The organism is Actinomadura darangshiensis, assembly GCF_004349235.1.
GTDB classification, from domain to species: Bacteria; Actinomycetota; Actinomycetes; order Streptosporangiales; family Streptosporangiaceae; genus Spirillospora; species Spirillospora darangshiensis.
Window position 1 is genome coordinate 1 of sequence record NZ_SMKY01000184.1, and the last position, 18,240, is coordinate 18,240.

Genomic DNA, 18,240 nt, shown 5'->3' on the forward strand with positions numbered 1-18,240 from the left:
CCCCCCACACCCCCCGGTTCGCTTCGCTCATCCTGAGTCGCTCAGCCCGCCGTCGTCCTCGACCTGCCGCACCGGCCTGCCCGCCATCTCCGCCTTCACCTCGGCGGAGTAGCGGTCCACGTACTCCTGGCCGGACAGCTCGCGGATCGCCCGCATGATCTCGTCGGTGATCTCCCGCAGCACCTCGTGGTCGTCCTCGCGCCCGTAGTGCCGGGAGAAGTCCAGCGGCTTCCCGAACCGGACGCCGGGCCGGACGCCGAGCCGCGGCAGCGGCCTGCCGGGCGGCATCAGCGCGAACGTGTTGATCATCGCCATCGGGATCACCGGGACCCGGGACTTCAGCGCCAGCCGCGCCACCCCCGTCTTGCCCCGGTACAGCCTCTCGTCGGGCGCCCGCGTGCCCTCCGGGTAGATGCCGAGCAGCTTGCCCTCGCCGAGGATCCGCAGCCCGGTCTGCAGCGCCGCCTCGGCCGCGTCCCCGCCCGTCCGGTCGACCGGGACGACGCCCACCCCGGTGAAGAACCCCTTGCTGACCAGCCCTTTGATCCCCTTGCCGGTGAAGTACTCGCCCTTGCCGATGAAGAAGATCGGCCGCATCAGCGGCAGCGGCCCGAAGAAGTGGTCGGCGAACGACAGGTGGTTGCTGACCAGGAGCGCCGGCCCGCGCTTCGGGACGTTGCGCGCCCCCCGGTTCCGCGGCCACCATCCGAGGTACAGGATCGGGGACAGGACGATCCTGAGCAGGATCCAGAACCACAGCATGCGGGGCACCTTCCTCGGACCGGTGCCCTGGGGGCGGGCACGTCCCGGTCCTGGCCGGACGGGAGATGATGGGACATCTTCCCACTCCTCGTCCCGGTCAGCTACCGGCCGGTACCCGTCAGCGGCACGCCGGCCGCACCGGCGGCGGGCCGGGAATGAACGTAGGCTCGGAGCGGTAAATATCAATCGGGTGCTCCCGGGGGCTTGTTCCGGGCGGCGCAGCGAATACCGTGGGACACACGTTTCGGGGTGTCCGGGAGTGCCGTCACGCGGGCGGTGCGACCGGGCACCACATGTCAATGGGGGAGCGGAGGCCGCCATGCCGGTGCTGTCGGTCACGCCGGAGTCGTCGAAGGAGCCGGCCCCGTGAATCGCCGTGGCAATGGACTGTCAGCGGAGACCTACGCCCCACTGGTCGACCTGGCGCCGCATCTGGCCGACGCGATGCTGGCGGCGCTCGGCGAGGAGGGCGTCGCCGCGTACGCGGCGTCTCCGTCCGGCCTGCCGGAGATCGGCGAGCCGGCCCTGGAGCCGGTCGCCGGCGACGTCCTCGACCGGCTGTACGTGGACGTCGACATGAAACCGGCCGCCGAGGGCATCCTGCGCGCCCATCTCGCCCGGCTGCGCGACGCGTCCGCCCGCGGCGGCGACGCCGACCGTCCCGACGCCGAGCGGCCCGAGGGCGACCACTCCGACCCCAGGGACGCCGTGGAGCGCACGGAGACGGGCCTCGCCGACCCCGGCGCCGCGGGCACGGAGCCGGGCGGCACCGCCGAACGCGACGAGGACGCCATCTGGGCCGAGATCGTCGCCGGGTTCGACGACGTCCCCGAGGGCGACGACGTGCCCTGGCCCGACGAGGAGAACATCCGCGAGCCGGCCGACCCGCCGGAGGAGGGCGACGACCGCACCGGGCGCCTCCCCCGCGCCCGGGTGATCCAGCCGTCCGAGGTCCCGGAGTTCCCGCCGGACGACGAGACCGGCGAGCACTACGTCCCGCCCCCGCCCGCGCCGCTGCCGAGCGCCGACCCGCTCACCAAGGGCGCGTGGATCGCGCTGATCGGCGGCCCCGTCTACCTGCTGGTGACCGTCATCCTCGACTGGGAGGTGCCCGGCTGGGCCGCCTTCCTCGCCGTCGCCGCCTTCATCGGCGGCTTCGTCACCCTCGTCCTGCGGATGGGCGACGAGCCCCGCGACCCCGACGACGGAGCCGTCGTCTAGGAGAGTTCGAGATCGGCCACGACCGGGCGGTGGTCGGTGGCCCGCGCGTAGTCGTCCGCGTTCCCGGGCGGGACGCCGCAGGCGGTCACGCGGACCGCCGGGTCGGCGAAGACGGCGTCGATGCGGCGCCTCGGGTCGCGGGCGGAGAAGGTGAGCTCCTCCCCCGCCCGGGCGGCCTCGTAGCCGTCCTGGAAGCGGTCCGCCAGCGCCGACCAGGCATCGCCGCCCGGCTCCTCGTTGACGTCGCCCGCCAGCACCACCGGGGCGCCGTGGCGGTCGCGGACGCGGTCCAGGTGGGCGAGGATCTCGCGGACGTGCCGGACCCGCGGCCCGTCCTTCAGGTCCAGGTGGGTGCTCGCGGCGATGAAGCGGGCGCCGCCGGCCTCCAGGACGGCGATCGCCAGGCCGCGGCGGTGCAGGTCCGGGTCCGGGGTGAGCAGGTGGAACTCGCGGGCCACCCGCCGGACGTGCGGCGCGGCCAGGACGGCGAGCCCGCAGGCCCGCCGCCCCGCCGCGATCCTCAGGCCGACGGCCCGCGCGAGGCGGCGGCGCTGAAGCCGCCACCCCCACGACCGCGGAACCTCCTGCACGCACAGCACGTCCGGTGCGATGCCGCGGACGACGCGGGCCACCGCGGCCGGGTCGTCGCGCAGCGACCGGACGTTGTAGCTCAGCAGGCGGACGGCGGCCACGCCTAGACGATCACGTCCCGGAAGGGCCGGACGCGGGCGAGGTCCGCGGCGCCGACGATGCCCGCCGCCGAGCCCAGCTCGGCGATGCGGATGTCGGGCAGCGGGCGGTGGCCGCGGCCGGTCAGGGCGTCCTCGAACGCGCCGCGGATCGGGTCGAGCAGCAGGTCGCCGGCGTCGGACAGGCCGCCGCCGATGATGAACGCGCCCGGGTCGAGGATCGCGCTCAGGTCGGCCAGGCCCTGGCCCGCCCAGTGCGCGATCGTCCGGAAGCACTCCAGTGCGGCCTTGTCGCCCTCGCGGGCCGCCTGCGACACCTCGGGGCCGCTGATGCCCTCGGGCCGGCCGTCGCCGAGCTCCAGCAGGCGCCCCGCCATCGCGGGCGCCACCCGGGCCAGGTCGCGCGCCTCGTGGACGAGGGCGTTGCCGCTGGCGTACTGCTCCCAGCAGCCGCGGTTGCCGCAGCCGCAGCGGCGCCCGTCCGGGACCACCCGGAAGTGGCCCATCTCGGCGCCGATGCCGAACCCGCCCCGGTACAGCTCGCCGTTGATGATGATGCCGCCGCCGATGCCGGTGCCGAGCGCCACCAGGACGAGGAAGTTCTCGCCGCGACCTGCGCCGAACCGGGCCTCGCCCCATGCGGTGGCGTTGCCGTCGTTCTCCACGACGACCGGCAGGCCGACGAGGCTCTCGACCTTCTCCTTGATCGGCTCGTCCCGCCAGGCCAGGTTCGGCGCGAACAGCACCGTGGAGCGGGCCTCGTCGACGAAGCCCGCGGTGCCGAGCCCGACCGCCGAGACCTCCTCGAACTTGCCCTTCAGCAGGTCGACGACCTCGGCGATGGTCTCGGCGGTCTCCTTCGGGTTCGTCGAGGGAGTCGGCCGGCGGACCTTCTCCAGGATCGTCCCGCGGTCGTCGACGACCCCGGCGGCCACCTTGGTGCCGCCCACATCCACGCCGATGGTCAGGGCCATGTAACGCTTCCTCCTCTACCGCACTACCCGATGTCGATGGGGCCGCCGCCGGTGGCGGCCGACCACGGCTCGCCCGGCTCGGGACGTCCCGACCGATCGGACGTACCCGCCCCGGGGCGCCGCGACGCCTCCGGGGGCCGGTTCTCCCGCGCGGCGGGCGGGCGCGTCCGGTCGAACGCGGCCGCCACGTCCAGGGCCGCGGCCAGTAGCGACCGCCCGGCCTCGCGCAGGTGCCGCCCGACGTCGCCGCCGCCTTCGCGCCGCATCGCGATGGCCCGGCAGATCGGGCAGTCGCGGCATTCCGGCGCGCCGGTGGCGATGTGCGGCCCGTGCTCGGAGTGGCCGTGCTCGGAGTGGCCGTGCTCGGGTCCGGCCGCGGTGGCACGGTCCCAAACATCGCCGGCCGGTTCGTCCCGGCCCGCCTCATCGCTCCAGCCGCCTCCGCCCACCCGCTTCAGCAGCGCGTCGAAAAGCTTTGCCGCCTCGTCCAGGACGTCGCCCGGTCGCTCGCTCATGACTCCATCTTCCATCCGTTACCGGCGTGCACGGTATCGCCTCCGCGCCGTGCCGAGCGCATCCGTGCCCAGCGCATCCGGGCTCAGCTCTCCACGTGCCGCTTGAGGCCCTTGAGGGCGGAGTCGATGATCCGCTTCTCGCCCTTGCGCTTCACCATGCCGATCATGGGGATGCGGACGTCGACGGCGAGCTCGTAGGTCACCTCGGTGCCGCCGCCCTCCTCCGCCAGGGCGTAGGTGCCGTGCAGGCCGGTGACGACCGTCCCCGGCTCCACCAGCTCCCACGTCACCCGGTCGTCGCCCTCCCAGGTGTAGGCGAGCCCGACGGTGTCGCTGAACGGGCCGCCGTCGAACGTCAGCCGGGCGCGTTCGGCGCGGCCGTCCTCGCCCGTCTCCTGCACGGTGAACTCGCGGATGCCGCTCGCCCACCCGGGGTAGGCCTCCAGATCGGCGATCACCGCCATGATCTCGGCCTTCCCCGCCTTGACCGTGATGGAGGAACTCGTGCGGTCCGCCATCTGCGTCTCCCTCCGGCTCGCCGTGAGCCCGTGCGGGCCCGCTGTCCTAGAGAAAGTATCGTCACACCGTCAGGACGTAGGGCACCCCGCGCGCGCGGAAGTGCCCGACGTTCACGCATTCGGTGCGGCCGATGCGGATCCGGCTCGCGAGCGGCTGGTGGACGTGCCCGAACAGCACGTACTTCGGCCGCGTCCGGTGGATCGCGTCCAGGATCGCCTCGCTGCCCCGCTCGAACCGGCGCGCGACCGTGTCGTACAGCAGTTCGGGGACGGCGGGCGGGATGTGGCAGCACAGCACGTCCACCTCGCCGACGGCGGCGACCTTGGCGGCGTAGGTCTCGTCGTCCAGCTCGTAGGGGGTCCGGTACTCGGTGCGCAGGCCGCCGCCGACGAAGCCGAACCGGAGCCCGCCGATCTCGGTGGTCTCGCCGTCCAGGACGCGGTGCCCGTCGCGCAGGTGCGCGCCCCACATGCGCGGGACGTCGACGTTGCCGTAGGTCAGGTAGGCCGGGGACGGCATGGCCGCGAACAGCTCGGCGTACTGCCGGTCGACGGCGCGCTCGATGTGCGGCCAGGCGTCGCCCTCCAGCGAGGCCCACAGGCCGCGGGAGAACTCGCGGGCCTCGTCGAAGCGCTTCTCGGTGCGCAGCGCGATGAACCGGTCGGCGTTGTCCTGGCCGAACAGGTCGGCGAAGATCCCCTGCCCGTGGTCCTGGTAGTCGACGAACAGGATCAGGTCGCCCAGGCAGATGAGCGCGTCCGCGCCGTCCGCCGCGCCCGCCAGCGCGTCCGCGCGGCCGTGGACGTCGCTCACCACGTGGATCCTCATGAACCGACTGTAATAGGACGTACCGCCCGCGAACACGGGCGGGGCGTCAGCCGGCCGCGGCGGCCACCAGCGTGCGCCACTCGCGCACCAGGGCCGGGTCGACCGGGGCGTCCCAGTCGCCGTCCGGCCGGACGGCCGTGCCCACGTGGAACGCGGTGACGCCCGCGGCGGCGAGGACGGCGACGTGCTTGCGCCGCAGCCCGCCCCCCGCCATGATCATCGCGGCCGCGGCCGGGTCCCCGGCGGCGCGCCGGACGAGCACCTCGACCCCGGCGTCCACGCCGCGGGCCGAACCCGCCGTGAGGACGGTGTCGAGGCGGCCGCCGAGGTCGCGGACGGCGCGCCACGCCTGGACGGGGTCGGCGGCGTGGTCGAGTGCCCGGTGGAACGTCCAGGGCAGCGGGGCGGCGTCGGCGGCGAGCTTGCCGGTGGCGGCCGCGTCGATGTGCCCGGACGAGTCGAGGAAGCCGAGCACGAACCCGTCGGCGCCCGCGTCGGCGAGGCCGGCGGCGGCCCGGCGCAGCCGGTCCAGCTCGGCGCCGGTGGTGCGGAACCCGGCGTTGGCGCGCAGCATCACCCGCATCGGCAGGGAGGTGGCGTCCCGGATGGCGGCGACGAGGTCGGGATCGGGGGTGAGCCCGTCCGCGGCCATGTCGGCGACGACCTCGATCCGGTCGGCGCCGCCCCGCTCCGCCGCGCGGGCGTCCGCCCCGGTCAGCGCGATCACTTCGAGCAGCGACATGGCGTTCCCCCGAACCGCGTCCGTTGTGCGACCGGGTCAAGCGTAGGCGACCGCGGAGCCCCCGCCACGGGCGACGGGCGGTCTTTGCCGTGCCGTTAACCCGGCGTAACGGGCCGCAAAATTCCTACTGGTGGGTATCATGCGGCAGCGAGGGAGTCTCCGCGGAGCTCCCCCGCCGTCCTCGAAGATCGACTACAGGAGTGGGCCGTGCGCGAGTTCAGCGTCCCCGCGATGGCGGAGGTTTCCGACTCCGCCACTCTGACCGACGCGCCCTTCACCCGGGCGGCGCAGGAGCCCGGCCGGATCGTGGCGCGCCGCAAGAGCGGCGAGGCGTCGTGGCGCGCCGTCACCGCCGCCGAGTTCGCGGCCGAGGCGGCGGGCGTCGCCAAGGGCCTCGCCGCCGCCGGGGTCGAGCCCGGCGACCGGGTGGGCCTGCTGTCGGCCACCCGCTACGAGTGGACCGTCCTCGACTACGCCATCTGGGCGGCGGGCGCGGTCTCCGTCCCCATCTACGAGACGTCGTCCGCCGAGCAGATCGAGTGGATCGTCGGCGACTCCGGCGCCAAGGCCGTGTTCGCCGAGACCGAGGCGCACGTCGCGTCGGTCGAGGGCCTGCGCGACCGGCTGCCCGGCCTCGCGCACGTCTGGGGCATCGACGCGGGCGGCGTCGCCGAGGTCACCCGGCTCGGCGCCGGCTCCGGCGACGACGTGGTCGAGGAGCGCCGCCGGTCCCGCACCGCCGCCGACCTCGCCACGCTCGTCTACACCTCCGGCACCACCGGGCGCCCCAAGGGCTGCGAGATCACGCACGGGAACCTGGTGTCGACCGCCCGCAACGCCGTCCAGGGCGCGATCGCCGAGATCGCCGTGGAGGGCAGCTCCACGCTGCTGTTCCTGCCGCTGGCGCACATATTCGCCCGGCTGATCGAGGTGGCGACCATCGAGGGCGGCATCGTCCTCGGGCACAGCGACATCCCGAACCTGCTGCCCGACCTCGCCTCGTTCCAGCCGACGTTCCTGCTGGCCGTCCCGCGCGTCTTCGAGAAGGTCTACAACGGCGCCGAGCAGAAGGCCGCGGCCGACGGCAAGGGCAAGATCTTCAAGGCGGCGGCCGACACGGCGATCGCCTACAGCCGCGCGCTGGACACCGGCGGCCCCGGCCTCGGCCTCAAGGCCAAGCACAAGGTCTTCGACGTCCTCGTGTACGGCAAGCTGCGCGCGGCCGTCGGCGGCAAGGTGCAGTACGCGGTGTCCGGCGGCGCCGCGCTCGGCGAGCGCCTCGGGCACTTCTTCCGCGGCGTCGGCATCACGATCCTGGAGGGCTACGGCCTCACCGAGACGACGGCGCCCGTCAGCGTGAACCGTCCCACCGCCCTCAGGATCGGCACCGTGGGACGTCCGATCCCCGGCGTGGACGTCCGCATCGCCGAGGACGACGAGGTCCTCGTGCGCGGCATCAACATCCTGCGCGGCTACTGGAACAACGAGGCCGCCACCAAGGAGGCCCTGGAGGACGGCTGGTTCCACACCGGCGACCTCGGCTCCCTCGACGAGGACGGCTTCCTGCGGATCACCGGCCGGAAGAAGGAGATCCTCGTCACCGCGGCGGGCAAGAACGTGGCGCCCGCGCCGCTGGAGGACCGGCTCCGCGCGCATCCGCTGGTCAGCCAGTGCCTCGTCGTCGGGGACGGCCGCAAGTTCATCAGCGCGCTCGTCACCCTGGACGAGGAGGCGCTCGGCCCCTGGAAGGCCCAGCACGGCAAGCCCGCGGCGATGACCGTGGACGAGCTGCGCAGCGACCCCGACGTCGTCGCGGAGATCGAGGCCGCGGTCGCCGACGCCAACAAGTCCGTCAGCCACGCCGAGGCGATCAAGAAGTACGTCATCCTCGGCGTCGACTTCACCGAGGCGGCCGGGCACATGACGCCCAGCCTGAAGGTGAAGCGGAACGTGGTGCTGAAGGACTTCGCCGCGGAGATCGAGGGCCTCTACGCCGGCTGACCTACCCGTCGCGGCCGCCGCCCGGCGCCGGGCGCAGGGCGGCGACGGCGTCCGCGATCGCCGTGGGCCCGTTGAGCAGGTCCAGGGTGCGGTGGCGGACGTCGCCGGCGGCGAGCAGCGCCGCGATGACCGCGGCGACGTCGGCGCGGGTGACGGCGTCGTGCCCGATCGGCGGCTCGGCCAGCGTCACCAGGCCGGTGGGCGGGTCGTCGGTGAGGCGCCCGGGGCGCAGGATCAGCCAGCCCAGGGCGCCGCGGCGCTTCAGGTCGTCCTCGGCCTCGCCCTTGGCCCTGATGTAGGCCTCCCAGACCTCGCCGCGTCCCGGCGCGGGCGGCTCACCGGCGCCCATGGCGGAGATCTGCACGAAGCCGCGGACGCCGGCGCGCTCCGCCGCGTCCGCCGCCAGCACGGCGGCCGCCCGGTCGACGGTGTCCTTGCGGGCCGTTCCGCTGCCCGGGCCGGCGCCGGCGGCGAACACGACGGCGTCCGCCCCGGTCAGGTGTCCGGCGACCTCGTCGATGCCGGCCGTCTCCAGGTCGCACACGATCGGCCCGGCGCCGGTGTCCCGGACGTCGCCGGCATGGCCGGGGTTGCGGATGAGGCTGAGCACGGTGTCCCCCCGCGCGGCCAGCAGCCGCGACAGCCGCAGTGCGATCTGCCCGTGCCCGCCCGCGATCACGATGTCCATGCCGCGATCGTAGAACGCCGGGGACCCGGACGCGCGCGCGGCGCGGCCGGGTCCCGGGACTCGGTGCTCGGATCAGCGGCGGGGCTTGGCCTTCGCGCGCGGCTTGGCCTTCGCCTTCGTGCCGGACTTGGTGCCGGCGTTGATCGCGTCGACCGCCTTCTGCATCAGCTCCTCACCCATCACGTTGATGAAGTCGCCGTGGTCGGTCACCGGGTCGTGGCCCGACTCGGGGAAGCTGTCCAGGGCGAACACCAGCGGCTCGGCGGGCACGTCGTAGGCCAGCGTCATCCGCAGCTGCGGAATGGCCTTGAAGCCCTGCGGGCAGGCGCCCGTCCCCTGGTCGGCGAACGCGACGTGGTCGCGGTGGTTGGCGCTGTCGGTGTTCTGGCCGTCCCAGCAGCCGGGGAAGTTCAGCACGCGCTCCACCTGGCTGCCTTCGGGGCACAGCGGGTACTTGTCGGTGAACGCCTGCTTCTCGAAGCCGCTGCACGTCCAGCTCGCGTGCGCGTTCTTCAGCCCGTTCGTCACGGCCTTGGCGTCACCGGTCGAGATCCGGATGAACTGCGGCGCCGCGACCACCTTGCTGCGCGGGCTGCCCATGAACTGGAGCTTCACGCTCGACGGGGTGACGATGCTGCCGGTGTTGCCGTCCGCCGTGCTCTGCTGCGCCCGGTCGGAGTCGTCCTTGCCCTCGCGGAGCCGGATCACCGGCCAGAAGTAGGCCGACTTGTCGCCGTTCGTACAGGTGGTGCCGGCGGCGGCGAAGGTCTCGTCGGTCGAGAACGCGTTCGTGTCGAGGTTCCCGACGTAGTCGTGGATGTGGTGGGCGCCGTTCACGACGCCGGGCGCCGCGAGCACGTTGTCGGGGTTGCTGTGCTTCTGGCCCTCGTTCACGCCGCAGCTGGACGCGAACACGCCGGTGGACGCCTGCCGGCCGGCGCGCGGCTGCTGGACGGCCGGCGCCTTGTTGATGTCGACGTACTGGTCGGCGCGCAGTTCCGGGTTGGGCGGCTGCTCCTGGCCCTGGTCACCGTTCCCCTGGTCACCGCCGTTGCCTTGGTCGCCGTTGCCCTGGTCGCCGTTCCCTTGGTCGCCGCCCTGGCCGCCGTTGCCCTGGTCGCCGTTCTGGCCACCGTTCTGGCCGCCCATCTGGCCGCCGTCGCCCATCTGGCCGCCGTCACCCATCTGGCCGCCGTCACCCATTTGACCGCCGTCACCCATCTGGCCGCCGTCGCCCATTTGACCGCCGTCACCCATCTGACCGCCGCCCGCCGGGGGCTGGGTCTGCTGGCCGTTGCCGGCCGGGGGCTGGGTCTGCTGGCCGTTACCCGCCGGGGCCTGGGTCTGCTGGCCGTTGCCGGCCGGCTGGGCACCGCCCTGCTGGCCGCCGTACTGCTGCCCGCCGCCGCCCTGGAGTTTGGGCACACCGGAGCCGCCGCCGTTCTGCGCGGGTTGCTCGGGGTAGGCGGCGGCCGGGGTGGCCGCCTTCGTGCTCGCGGGTCCGTACGGCTGGGCCGCCGTCCCGGGGGTCTGCTGGCAGGCCGTCGCGACCAGCGCGACCGCCGGAATCATCGCGGCGAAGGCCTTCTTCTTTCGTCCCATGGAAAAGTGCTCCCTTTGCGGGGGTGGGATGTGTATGTCAGTGAAGCGCGCGTCTGGGGACCAGGCCGGTGCTCTCCAGCAGCGAAATATGTGTGTTCACGAATTTCATTCCACTTTCAATGAACGACCGCATCACGGTGTTCTCGGTCTGCGCGCGGGCCTTGGCGAGGAGCTGGAACACCTGCCCGTGCGCGGCGCGGAGCCGCAGCACGAAGGTCTTGTCGTAATCGGCGCCGAACTTGCCCGACATCTCTCTCAGCCAGCTCTTCTGCGACCCGTTGGGCTCAACGGGGAGGAGTACGCCCAGCTGCTGCGCGGTGGCGCGGGTCGCGGAGTCCAGCTGCAGGTGCTGCGCCGCGATGATCCCGGCGACCTCCCGCACCCTGGGGGACGCGGCACGCTGCTGGGCCTGCTGGCCCGCGGGCATCTCCCACAGGTTGGCCTGCCTGACCTTGACGAGCACCGTCCTGTCCTGGGCGCTCAGCCGTCCCCACTTGGTGTTCACGGTGCCGCCGAGGCGAGCCGCGCCGCTTGCGGGGACGCCGACCGGATTCACCACGACCGCGAAGGCGGCCGCCGCGACGGCCACGACGGCCAGGGCCAGGAGCAGACGCCCTTTCCGAGGCCGCCGGAACCTGCTCACCTCGGCCATTCCGTATGCCTTCCCCATGATCACCTTCCTCCTTTCATGATCTTTTCGAAGGACACGACGCGGGTCTTGCCATATATACGCACCGCGTTGGCGCGAGGGTTCAACGAAGTCCAGTTGTCGTCAGTTTTCTCAGATTCGCGCTTCATCGCCGCGAAGACGTTCCGTCCACGCCCCCGACGACCCGCAGTGCTAATGCGGGGCACATCGCGACCGCTTTCTGCACGTCCTTCTCCATCCACGCGGGAATGTCGGTGCCGAGCACCACGGGAAAGCCGTACCGGTCGAGCTGGATCAGTTCGGGGACGAGGTAGGCGCAGAGGCCGTGCCCGTCGCACCGGCTCCAGTCGATCGCGACCTGCCCCTCCGTGCCGTCCGGCACCGGGAGCGGCAGCACCCCGTAGGTCGACAGGCCGCAGCCCGCGCCCCAGCGGTGCGCGTCGATGTCGGCCCCGAACGCCTCCATCGCCGACAGCACGAACCTCGCCGTGCCGTCCGGGTGGTGGCAGGCGCCCCGGCCCCGGCCGACGCCGGCGGCGCGCCGGACGTCCTCGACCGACCCGCCGCCCTCGGTGAGCATGTTCAGGGACCGGACGACGTCGGGCAGCCCGAGCCGGCACGGCCCGCACTGCCCGGCGGACTGCGCCGCGAGGTAGGACGCGATCCGGGTGACCTCGCCGAGCGGGCAGGTGCCCTGGTCGAGCGGCAGGATGATCCCGGCGCCCACCGTCCCGCCGACGCGCCGCATCCCGGCGCGGGACAGGACCGCCCGCTGCACGGCGGCGCGGTCGAGCCACATCCCGTGGTATCCGCCGACGAGCACGCCCGGCGACGGCGGCGCCTGGCAGTGGTCGAGGACGGCCCGCAGCGGCGTGCCGAGCGGCGCCTCGACGACCTGGGTGCCGCCGATCGTGAGCAGCGTGGTGCCCGGCTCGTCCTGCGTCCCGGCCGAGGCGTACAGGTCGGAGCCGAGCGAGACCAGCACCGCGAGCTGCGCGAACGTCTCGGTGTTGGACAGCAGCGTCGGGAAGCCGTCGACCCCCGAGTCGGACGCGCGGACCTTGACGCCCGGCGGGATCGGCGTCTCCCCGTTGATGGCGCGGACCACCGCGCCGCTCTCCCCCGAGATGAACCGCTCGGTCAGCCGGACGACGCGGGCCGGCATCCGCCGCTCGCTGATCGCGGCGCGGACCGAGCGGGCCGCCTCGTCGCTCTCCACGGCGAGCACGATCCGCTGGGTGCCGAGCGCGTTCGCGGCGATCTGCGCGCCGTCGAGCACCAGGTGCGGGGCGCGGCCGAGCAGGACCTTGTCCTTGGCGCTGCCGGGCTCGCCCTCGGCGCCGTTCACGACCACCACGACGTCCTCGCTGGAGCCGCGCTCGTCGCCCTTCTCACCGGGCAGCAGCGCGGTCTGGTCGGCGGTCGGGTAGTTCACCCGCGCCGCGACCGCCATCAGCTTGCGGGCGAACGGGAACCCCGCCCCGCCGCGTCCCCGCAGGTCCACCTGCTCCGCCATGGCGACCAGGTCGTCCAGCGCCGGCGCGCGGAGCTTGCCGTGCACCGCCAGGTGCCGGTCGAGGTCCAGCCGGTCGAACCGGTCGAACCCGAGCGTCAGCCGGGGGCCGCCGATGTTGGAGACGGTGATGGTCGAGGTCATCGGATGACCTCGGTGTCACGGCCCTGCCCGGTGACGGGCATGCCGCGCGGGTCGGCGACGGTGCGGCGGGGGTCGTCGTAGCCGTCGTCGTAGCCGCCGTCCTCGAAGCCGAGCGCGTCGTCGTCGTAGCCGCGCAGGTCGTCGAAGTCCTCCCGGTCCTGCGACGCCCTGGCGCGCGCCATCGCGGCGGCGCGTCCCTCCTCGTGGTCGCGGGCCGCCATGGCGCGCCGGTCGCGGCGGCGCCCGGCGCCGTCGGGCCGGGTGAAGGAGTCGACCTCCTCGCCGGCCAGGTGCACGTCCCGCGGCTTGATCACCACGACCATGCGGGTGACCAGCGCGACCACGACCAGCACCACGCTCATCACGTAGCTGAGCACCACCCAGTTCGCCGCCACCCGGCCGACGATCAGGCCGTGCACGATCGCCATCGGCCAGGCGATGTAGACGAGCACGTGCATCGACCGCCACATCCAGGCCTTGCCGCGGATCGCGAACCGCGACCGCACCATCCCGGTGATCACCACGAGGATCATCAGCTCGGCCGCGATCGTGCCGAGCCCGATGGCGCCGCCGTCCGGGACGACGATCTGCATCGGCACCGCGAGGCCGTTCATCACCTTCACCGACACGTGCGCGACCAGCATCGCCGTCGCGATGACGGCGGACGCGCGGTGCACCGCCTGCGCCAGCACCCGGTGCCGGATCTTCAGGATCAGGCGCTCGGTGGCGAGCAGCCCGCACATCACGGCCGTCGTGTAGGCGACGAGGGCGAAGACGCCGGCGTAGAAGTTGAGGAAGTACTGGACGTTCGCGACCGCGACGGCGCCCTGCGGGGTCGCCGCGCCGACGAGCACGAGTACCGCGCCGACGAGCACCACGCGCAGCACCCAGCTGGGCACCGCGGGATCATCACTGCTGCGAGTTCGCACCGCTCGGACTCCTCTTCTGGGTTGCGGCCGACGCCGGGGCGGCGGCCGTTCCGGCACCGTCCTCCGGCGCGGCGCTGGGGGACGGCGATGACGGCGGAGCGTCCTCGTCCGCCGCGGGGACCGGGCCGAGATTGGCCAGCAGGCCCCCGGGAAGCACTTGCAGCACGCCGCGCTGCGCGAAGCCGAGGAGCGGCGTGGCGCGCTCCTGGAACGTCCAGCCGCCGATCTCCGCACCGTCGAGCGGGACCGGTCCGGCGCCGCGGCGCAGCCCGAACCCGACCTCGGCGCGCGGCGCCGCCGCGCCGCCGCAGGGCCGGGCGTTGCCGGTGCGGCCGAGCGTGGCGCCCTGCTTGACGACGCTGCCGCCGCGCACCTTCGTCACGTTCTCCAGCCGGTAGTAGGTCGTCGCGAGGCCGCTCGGGTGGACGAGCATGACCAGCGCCCCCGCCTCGCTGGAGCAGAAGCGGTAGAGGCGGGCCTTGCCGGACGCGAGGACGCGGCCGTCGCCGCCGGAGAACGCCAGCGACGCCAGCGGGCGCGAGGCCGTGGCGTCGTCGGACGTCGTCATCGCCCAGGCCTGGCCGACCTTCCACGGCAGCATCAGCTTGTCGCCGGTCCGCGTCCCGTTGACGAGGGCGGTGGCCTGCGCGGCGCTGAGCGCGGCGTACTTGCGCAGGAGGCTCTCCTCCGACGCCGGCATGAGGTTCGCGGGCGCGGCGCCGAGGAGGGTGGCGAACCCCTTGCCGCCCGAGAGCCCGACCTGCCACTCCTTGCCCGTCCAGCGGGCGGCGTAGAACGCGATCTCGGGGTTGGCCGCGCTGGAGGTCGGCACGGGGATCGCGGTGGTGCCGAACACCCACGTCTTGTCGGGGCTCGTGCGCTGGGCGTCCACGAACGGGTTCCGCGTCAGCGCGGCGCCGTAGGCCTGCCGGGCGGCGGTGCCCCGCTGCGCCAGGGTCAGCTTGCGGACCTGCGTGGCGAGCACCCCGAGGTCGGGGCCGCCCTGCGTGCCGGCCGCGCCGCCCCCGCCGGCCTGCTGCGACGGCGGCTGCTGGGTGGACGTGCCACCGCCGCCCGCCTTCGGCGGCCGGATCGCGCGCTCCGAGCCGACCGGGCCGGACGAGCCGCCGAGGGGGCCGCCGTCCAGCAGGGCCCGCTCGGCGATGCCCAGCAGGGCCAGGCCGACGGCCGTGGACAACACGATCGCGCCGATGCCCATCCGGTCGGTGGGCCGCTTCCCGCGCCGCGGGGTGGCCTTGGGCCCGGGCCGCGGCGGCGTCTGCCGGCGCCGCGGCTCCGGACGCCCCGGCTGCCGCGACTCGGCCCGCCGCTCCGGCCGCCGCGAAGGCGCCGGCCGACGCGGCCGCCCGCCCCGCTGAGGGAACTCCCGCGACCGATCCGCGCCGCCCCTCTCCTCACGGGCATCGAACCGCTGCGTCCGCGCCGCGGGCCGCTCACGCCGCGCCGGAGGACGTTCGGCGGCCATGCCCGACCCGCCATTGCGGGCGTCGAACTGCTGTGTCCGCGCGTCCGGCCGCTCCCGCCGCGGACGAGGACGCTCCGCGGTCGCACCCGTCCCACCGTTGCGGGCGTCGAACTGCTGGGGACGCGCCCCAGGACGCCCACCTCGCGGGCCGCGCCCCTCGGCGGGCGCTCCCGGCCCGCCATTACGAGCATCGAACTGCTGGGTTCGGGGAGGCTCCGCAGACGCGCCCGGACCACCATTCCGGGCGTCGAACTGCTGAGGACGAGCCTCGGGGCGCTGGGGCCGGGGACGAGGGCGCTCCACAGGCGTACTCGGACCACCATTGCGGGCGTCGAACTGCTGAGGACGGGCCTCAGGGCGCTCGCGCCGGGGCCGAGGACGCTCCACAGGCGTACTCGGACCACCATTCCGGGCGTCGAACTGCTGAGGACGAGCCTCAGGGCGCTCGCGCCGGGGCCGAGGACGCTCCACAGGCGTACTCGGACCACCATTCCGGGCGTCGAGCGGCTGAGGACGCTCGCGTCGCGGACGGCGGCCCTCCGCAGGCGCGCCCGACCCGCTGTTGCGGGCGTCGAACGGCTTGGGGTTGGCGCCGGTGCCGGTGTTGCGGGCGTCGAACTGCTCCGCGCGTGACGCGGTGCCCTTGCGCCGCGTGCGGGGGCGGTCGGCCCGCGCGCCGTACTGCTGCGTACGGGCGTCATAGCCCGGGTCGTAGGCCTCAGAGGGCGCGTCGAAGCGCTCCTGGGGCGGCTCCGGCCGCTGTGCGCGTGGCCGTGGCCGCTCCGTGCCCTCGTCCCGCGCGCGGGACCTGCCCTCGCGCCGCTTCGGTTCGCGCCGTTTGGACTCGCGCCGGGACGATCGTCCCCGCTCGAACCAGTCCGGCTGCTCCGACCACCAGGACCCTTCGGGCCACTGGGGGTCCTCGGACCAGAGACCCCGCTTGGGCTCCGGCCTCGAGGACGGGCGCGCGGGCGTGTCCGCCCACGGTGAAGCATGCGTGTGGTTCCGGGACGCATGCCCGTTATCGCGTCGCGCCATGCCCTCTCCTGTGGAGGAGACGGAGGGCTCGGCGAACGCCGGTCAGGCTCCGCGCCGCCGGGCATGACGCCCGGCGGCCGTTCCAGCTTGAGACATGTGCGGATCACGATGTCGGAGCCCGCTCGCTCCCACCGCGATCCTCGGACGGATTCGTCGAATCCGCCCGATCACTCCGGGAGCATACGCCCCAAGAGCCACTCGGATGCGAGTTGGTGCCAAAAAAGCTGCGGCCCTAGCCCGCGGCGGTTCTGCTCTCCAGGGCAGTACGCGCGAAACCGGTGACATGTTCACCCGTCCGGGCGACCGATTCCGGGACGCCCGTCGAGGCGCCGAGCAGCTCCGCGAGCGTCGTGCGTCCCGGCGATGATCAGCGGGCGGCCCGCAGGAAGCGGGCGGCGAGCGGCGCCGCCACCCGCGGTCCCGAACCGCCGGCCGAGACGAAGACCGCGAACGCGACCTCGTCCCGGTAGCCGATGAACCAGGCGTGCGTCCCGCCGCCGAACTCGGCGGTCCCCGTCTTGCCCGCCGTCCCGTCCGGCAGCCCGGCCCCCGCCGCGGTGCCCTCAGCGACGACCGCCCGCATCATCGTGCGCAGTGCGGCGGTCCCGGGCACCGGACGGGGGCGGGGCGCCTCTCCCCCGCCCGCGCGGACGAGCTTCGCCGGCACCAGCCGGGGCGCCCGCCACGAGCCGTCCGCCACGGCCGCGGCGACGGTCGCCATCAGCAGCGGGCTCGCCTGCACGCGGCCCTGCCCGATCGCCGCCTCGGCCAGCTCCGCGCCGTTTCCCGGATCCGGGAAACTCCCCCGGGACGCGTCCACGCCCGGTGCGATCGGGGCCCCGAACCCGAACCGGCGGGCGCTCGCCGCCAGCTTCGCCGCACCCAGCCGCTCCACCGCGAGCCGCGCGAACGTGGTGTTGCAGGACGCGGCGAAGGCGCCGCGCAGCGTCGTCCGCCCGAGGGCGTGGTCCTCGTCGTTGTGGATCGTGCGCTGGGCGGTGACCACGGAGGCGGGGCAGTCCGCACCGGTTCCCGCGCCCGCCCCGTCCGCGGCCAGCGCCCCCGCCGTGACCACCTTGAACGTCGAGCCGGGCGGGTACAGGCCGACGAACGCCCCCATCCCGCCCAGCTCGTCGGCCACCGCGAGGACCTCCCCGTTGGACGGCCGGACGGCGACGATCGCCGCCTGGCCGGGCGCGGCTTCGACCGCCTTCTCCGCCGCCGCCTGCAGGTCGCGGTCCAGCGTCGTCCGGATCGTCTTGCCCTTCTCCACCCCGAACAGCTTCACCTGCCGCGGCGGCCCGCCGCCGTCGCTCAGCTCGACGGCCCACGCGATCTGGTCGGTGTCCTCGTCCAGCCCTCCGATGATCCCGGCGAGGTAGGGCGCGAGCGGACCGTCCTCCGGCAGCGCCTTGCCGTCCCGCGCGGCCAGCTTCAGGGCGGGGACGCGCACCTGGCGCAGCGCCCACTTCCCACCGCCCTTCAGCCCCGGGTACAGGGTGGACGGCGTCCACAGCACCCGCCACCGGCCGTCCACCCGGCCCAGGCGCAGCACCGAGCGGAACGACCACTGGCCGTGCCCGGCGAGCGAGCGGGTGACCGTGAAGTCGGCCTGCGCCGCGTCCCGCCCGGTCGCGGCGACGGGCCGCGGCTCCAGTGCGATCGTGTTGACCAGGAGCCCGCGCGACAGCGCCCGGTGCTGCGCGGCGAAGTCGGCCGGCGGGTCGGCGACGAACTCGCGCATGCCGCCCAGGTCGCCGTCCCGCCAGGCGTCGAAGTACCCGGCCGCCACCTCCGCGGCCGTGCGGTCCCGGTCGCGCATCGCGGCGACCAGACGCTTCTCGGCGCGGCTGCGACGCTTCATGAATGCCGCATAGGACATCCCGAGCCGCCCGGCGAGGCAGGCCGGGGCCATGCCCTCCAGCCGGGTCATGGTGATG

General features: G+C 74.1%; 16 protein-coding genes. 2 read left to right on the forward strand and 14 right to left on the reverse strand.

Annotated features, from left to right (window positions below):
- Window positions 1-27: 27 nt before the first annotated feature.
- Window positions 28-762: a lysophospholipid acyltransferase family protein gene (locus E1293_RS30920; RefSeq protein WP_207939191.1), complete on the reverse strand. Its 735-nt coding sequence runs from the start codon at window positions 760-762 to the stop codon at window positions 28-30.
- Window positions 763-1,128: 366 nt separating this feature from the next.
- On the opposite strand from E1293_RS30920, the gene E1293_RS30925 reads away from it, so the two are divergent.
- Entirely contained in the window at window positions 1,129-1,983 is an 855-nt protein-coding gene (locus E1293_RS30925) for a hypothetical protein (protein ID WP_132201018.1), read from the forward strand.
- On the opposite strand, the gene E1293_RS30930 is transcribed toward E1293_RS30925, so the two are convergent.
- The 6 genes from E1293_RS30930 to E1293_RS30955 form a co-directional block, all read right to left on the reverse strand.
- On the reverse strand, window positions 1,980-2,675 hold the full coding sequence (locus tag E1293_RS30930) for an endonuclease/exonuclease/phosphatase family protein (protein ID WP_132201019.1): 696 nt from the start codon (window positions 2,673-2,675) through the stop codon (window positions 1,980-1,982). The genes E1293_RS30925 and E1293_RS30930 overlap by 4 nt on opposite strands.
- Before the next feature lie 2 nt (window positions 2,676-2,677).
- Window positions 2,678-3,646 carry an ROK family glucokinase gene (locus E1293_RS30935; protein ID WP_132201020.1) on the reverse strand — a complete coding sequence of 323 codons (969 nt, stop codon included), beginning with the start codon at window positions 3,644-3,646 and terminating at the stop codon, window positions 2,678-2,680.
- A gap of 23 nt (window positions 3,647-3,669) precedes the next feature.
- Window positions 3,670-4,161 (reverse strand): hypothetical protein, encoded by a 492-nt coding sequence (locus E1293_RS30940; RefSeq protein WP_132201021.1) that lies wholly within the window; start codon window positions 4,159-4,161, stop codon window positions 3,670-3,672.
- A gap of 83 nt (window positions 4,162-4,244) precedes the next feature.
- On the reverse strand, window positions 4,245-4,679 hold the full coding sequence (locus E1293_RS30945; protein WP_132201022.1) for an SRPBCC family protein: 435 nt from the start codon (window positions 4,677-4,679) through the stop codon (window positions 4,245-4,247).
- Window positions 4,680-4,740: 61 nt separating this feature from the next.
- Complete coding sequence (locus E1293_RS30950; protein WP_132201023.1) at window positions 4,741-5,508, reverse strand: metallophosphoesterase family protein; 768 nt, start codon at window positions 5,506-5,508, stop codon at window positions 4,741-4,743.
- Window positions 5,509-5,554: 46 nt separating this feature from the next.
- Window positions 5,555-6,250: a copper homeostasis protein CutC gene (locus tag E1293_RS30955; protein ID WP_132201024.1), complete on the reverse strand. Its 696-nt coding sequence runs from the start codon at window positions 6,248-6,250 to the stop codon at window positions 5,555-5,557.
- 207 nt (window positions 6,251-6,457) lie between these two features.
- Here E1293_RS30955 and E1293_RS30960 point away from each other — a divergent pair, with 207 nt between their 5' ends.
- Window positions 6,458-8,251 carry an AMP-dependent synthetase/ligase gene (locus tag E1293_RS30960; RefSeq protein ID WP_132201025.1) on the forward strand — a complete coding sequence of 598 codons (1,794 nt, stop codon included), beginning with the start codon at window positions 6,458-6,460 and terminating at the stop codon, window positions 8,249-8,251.
- 1 nt (window position 8,252) lies between these two features.
- Here the strand turns inward: E1293_RS30960 and E1293_RS30965 are convergent, their stop codons facing one another.
- From E1293_RS30965 to E1293_RS30995, 7 genes are all read right to left on the reverse strand, one after another.
- Window positions 8,253-8,939 carry an NAD(P)H-binding protein gene (locus E1293_RS30965; RefSeq protein WP_132201026.1) on the reverse strand — a complete coding sequence of 229 codons (687 nt, stop codon included), beginning with the start codon at window positions 8,937-8,939 and terminating at the stop codon, window positions 8,253-8,255.
- Window positions 8,940-9,011: 72 nt separating this feature from the next.
- Entirely contained in the window at window positions 9,012-10,541 is a 1,530-nt protein-coding gene (locus E1293_RS30970) for a DUF1996 domain-containing protein (protein WP_132201027.1), read from the reverse strand.
- Window positions 10,542-10,578: 37 nt separating this feature from the next.
- Window positions 10,579-11,211: a DUF4142 domain-containing protein gene (locus tag E1293_RS30975; protein WP_243716811.1), complete on the reverse strand. Its 633-nt coding sequence runs from the start codon at window positions 11,209-11,211 to the stop codon at window positions 10,579-10,581.
- Window positions 11,212-11,335: 124 nt separating this feature from the next.
- The gene (locus tag E1293_RS30980) at window positions 11,336-12,847 is read right to left on the reverse strand and encodes an NADH-quinone oxidoreductase subunit NuoF family protein (RefSeq protein WP_132201028.1); all 1,512 of its coding nucleotides are present in this window, start codon (window positions 12,845-12,847) and stop codon (window positions 11,336-11,338) included.
- Complete coding sequence (locus E1293_RS30985) at window positions 12,844-13,746, reverse strand: ferric reductase-like transmembrane domain-containing protein (protein WP_132201029.1); 903 nt, start codon at window positions 13,744-13,746, stop codon at window positions 12,844-12,846. The genes E1293_RS30980 and E1293_RS30985 overlap by 4 nt, the downstream gene beginning before the upstream one ends.
- A gap of 10 nt (window positions 13,747-13,756) precedes the next feature.
- Entirely contained in the window at window positions 13,757-14,995 is a 1,239-nt protein-coding gene (locus tag E1293_RS47815; RefSeq protein WP_165978466.1) for a M23 family metallopeptidase, read from the reverse strand.
- Window positions 14,996-16,667: 1,672 nt separating this feature from the next.
- On the reverse strand, window positions 16,668-18,240 hold a 1,573-nt coding region (locus E1293_RS30995; RefSeq protein ID WP_132201031.1), incomplete at its 5' end, for a penicillin-binding transpeptidase domain-containing protein.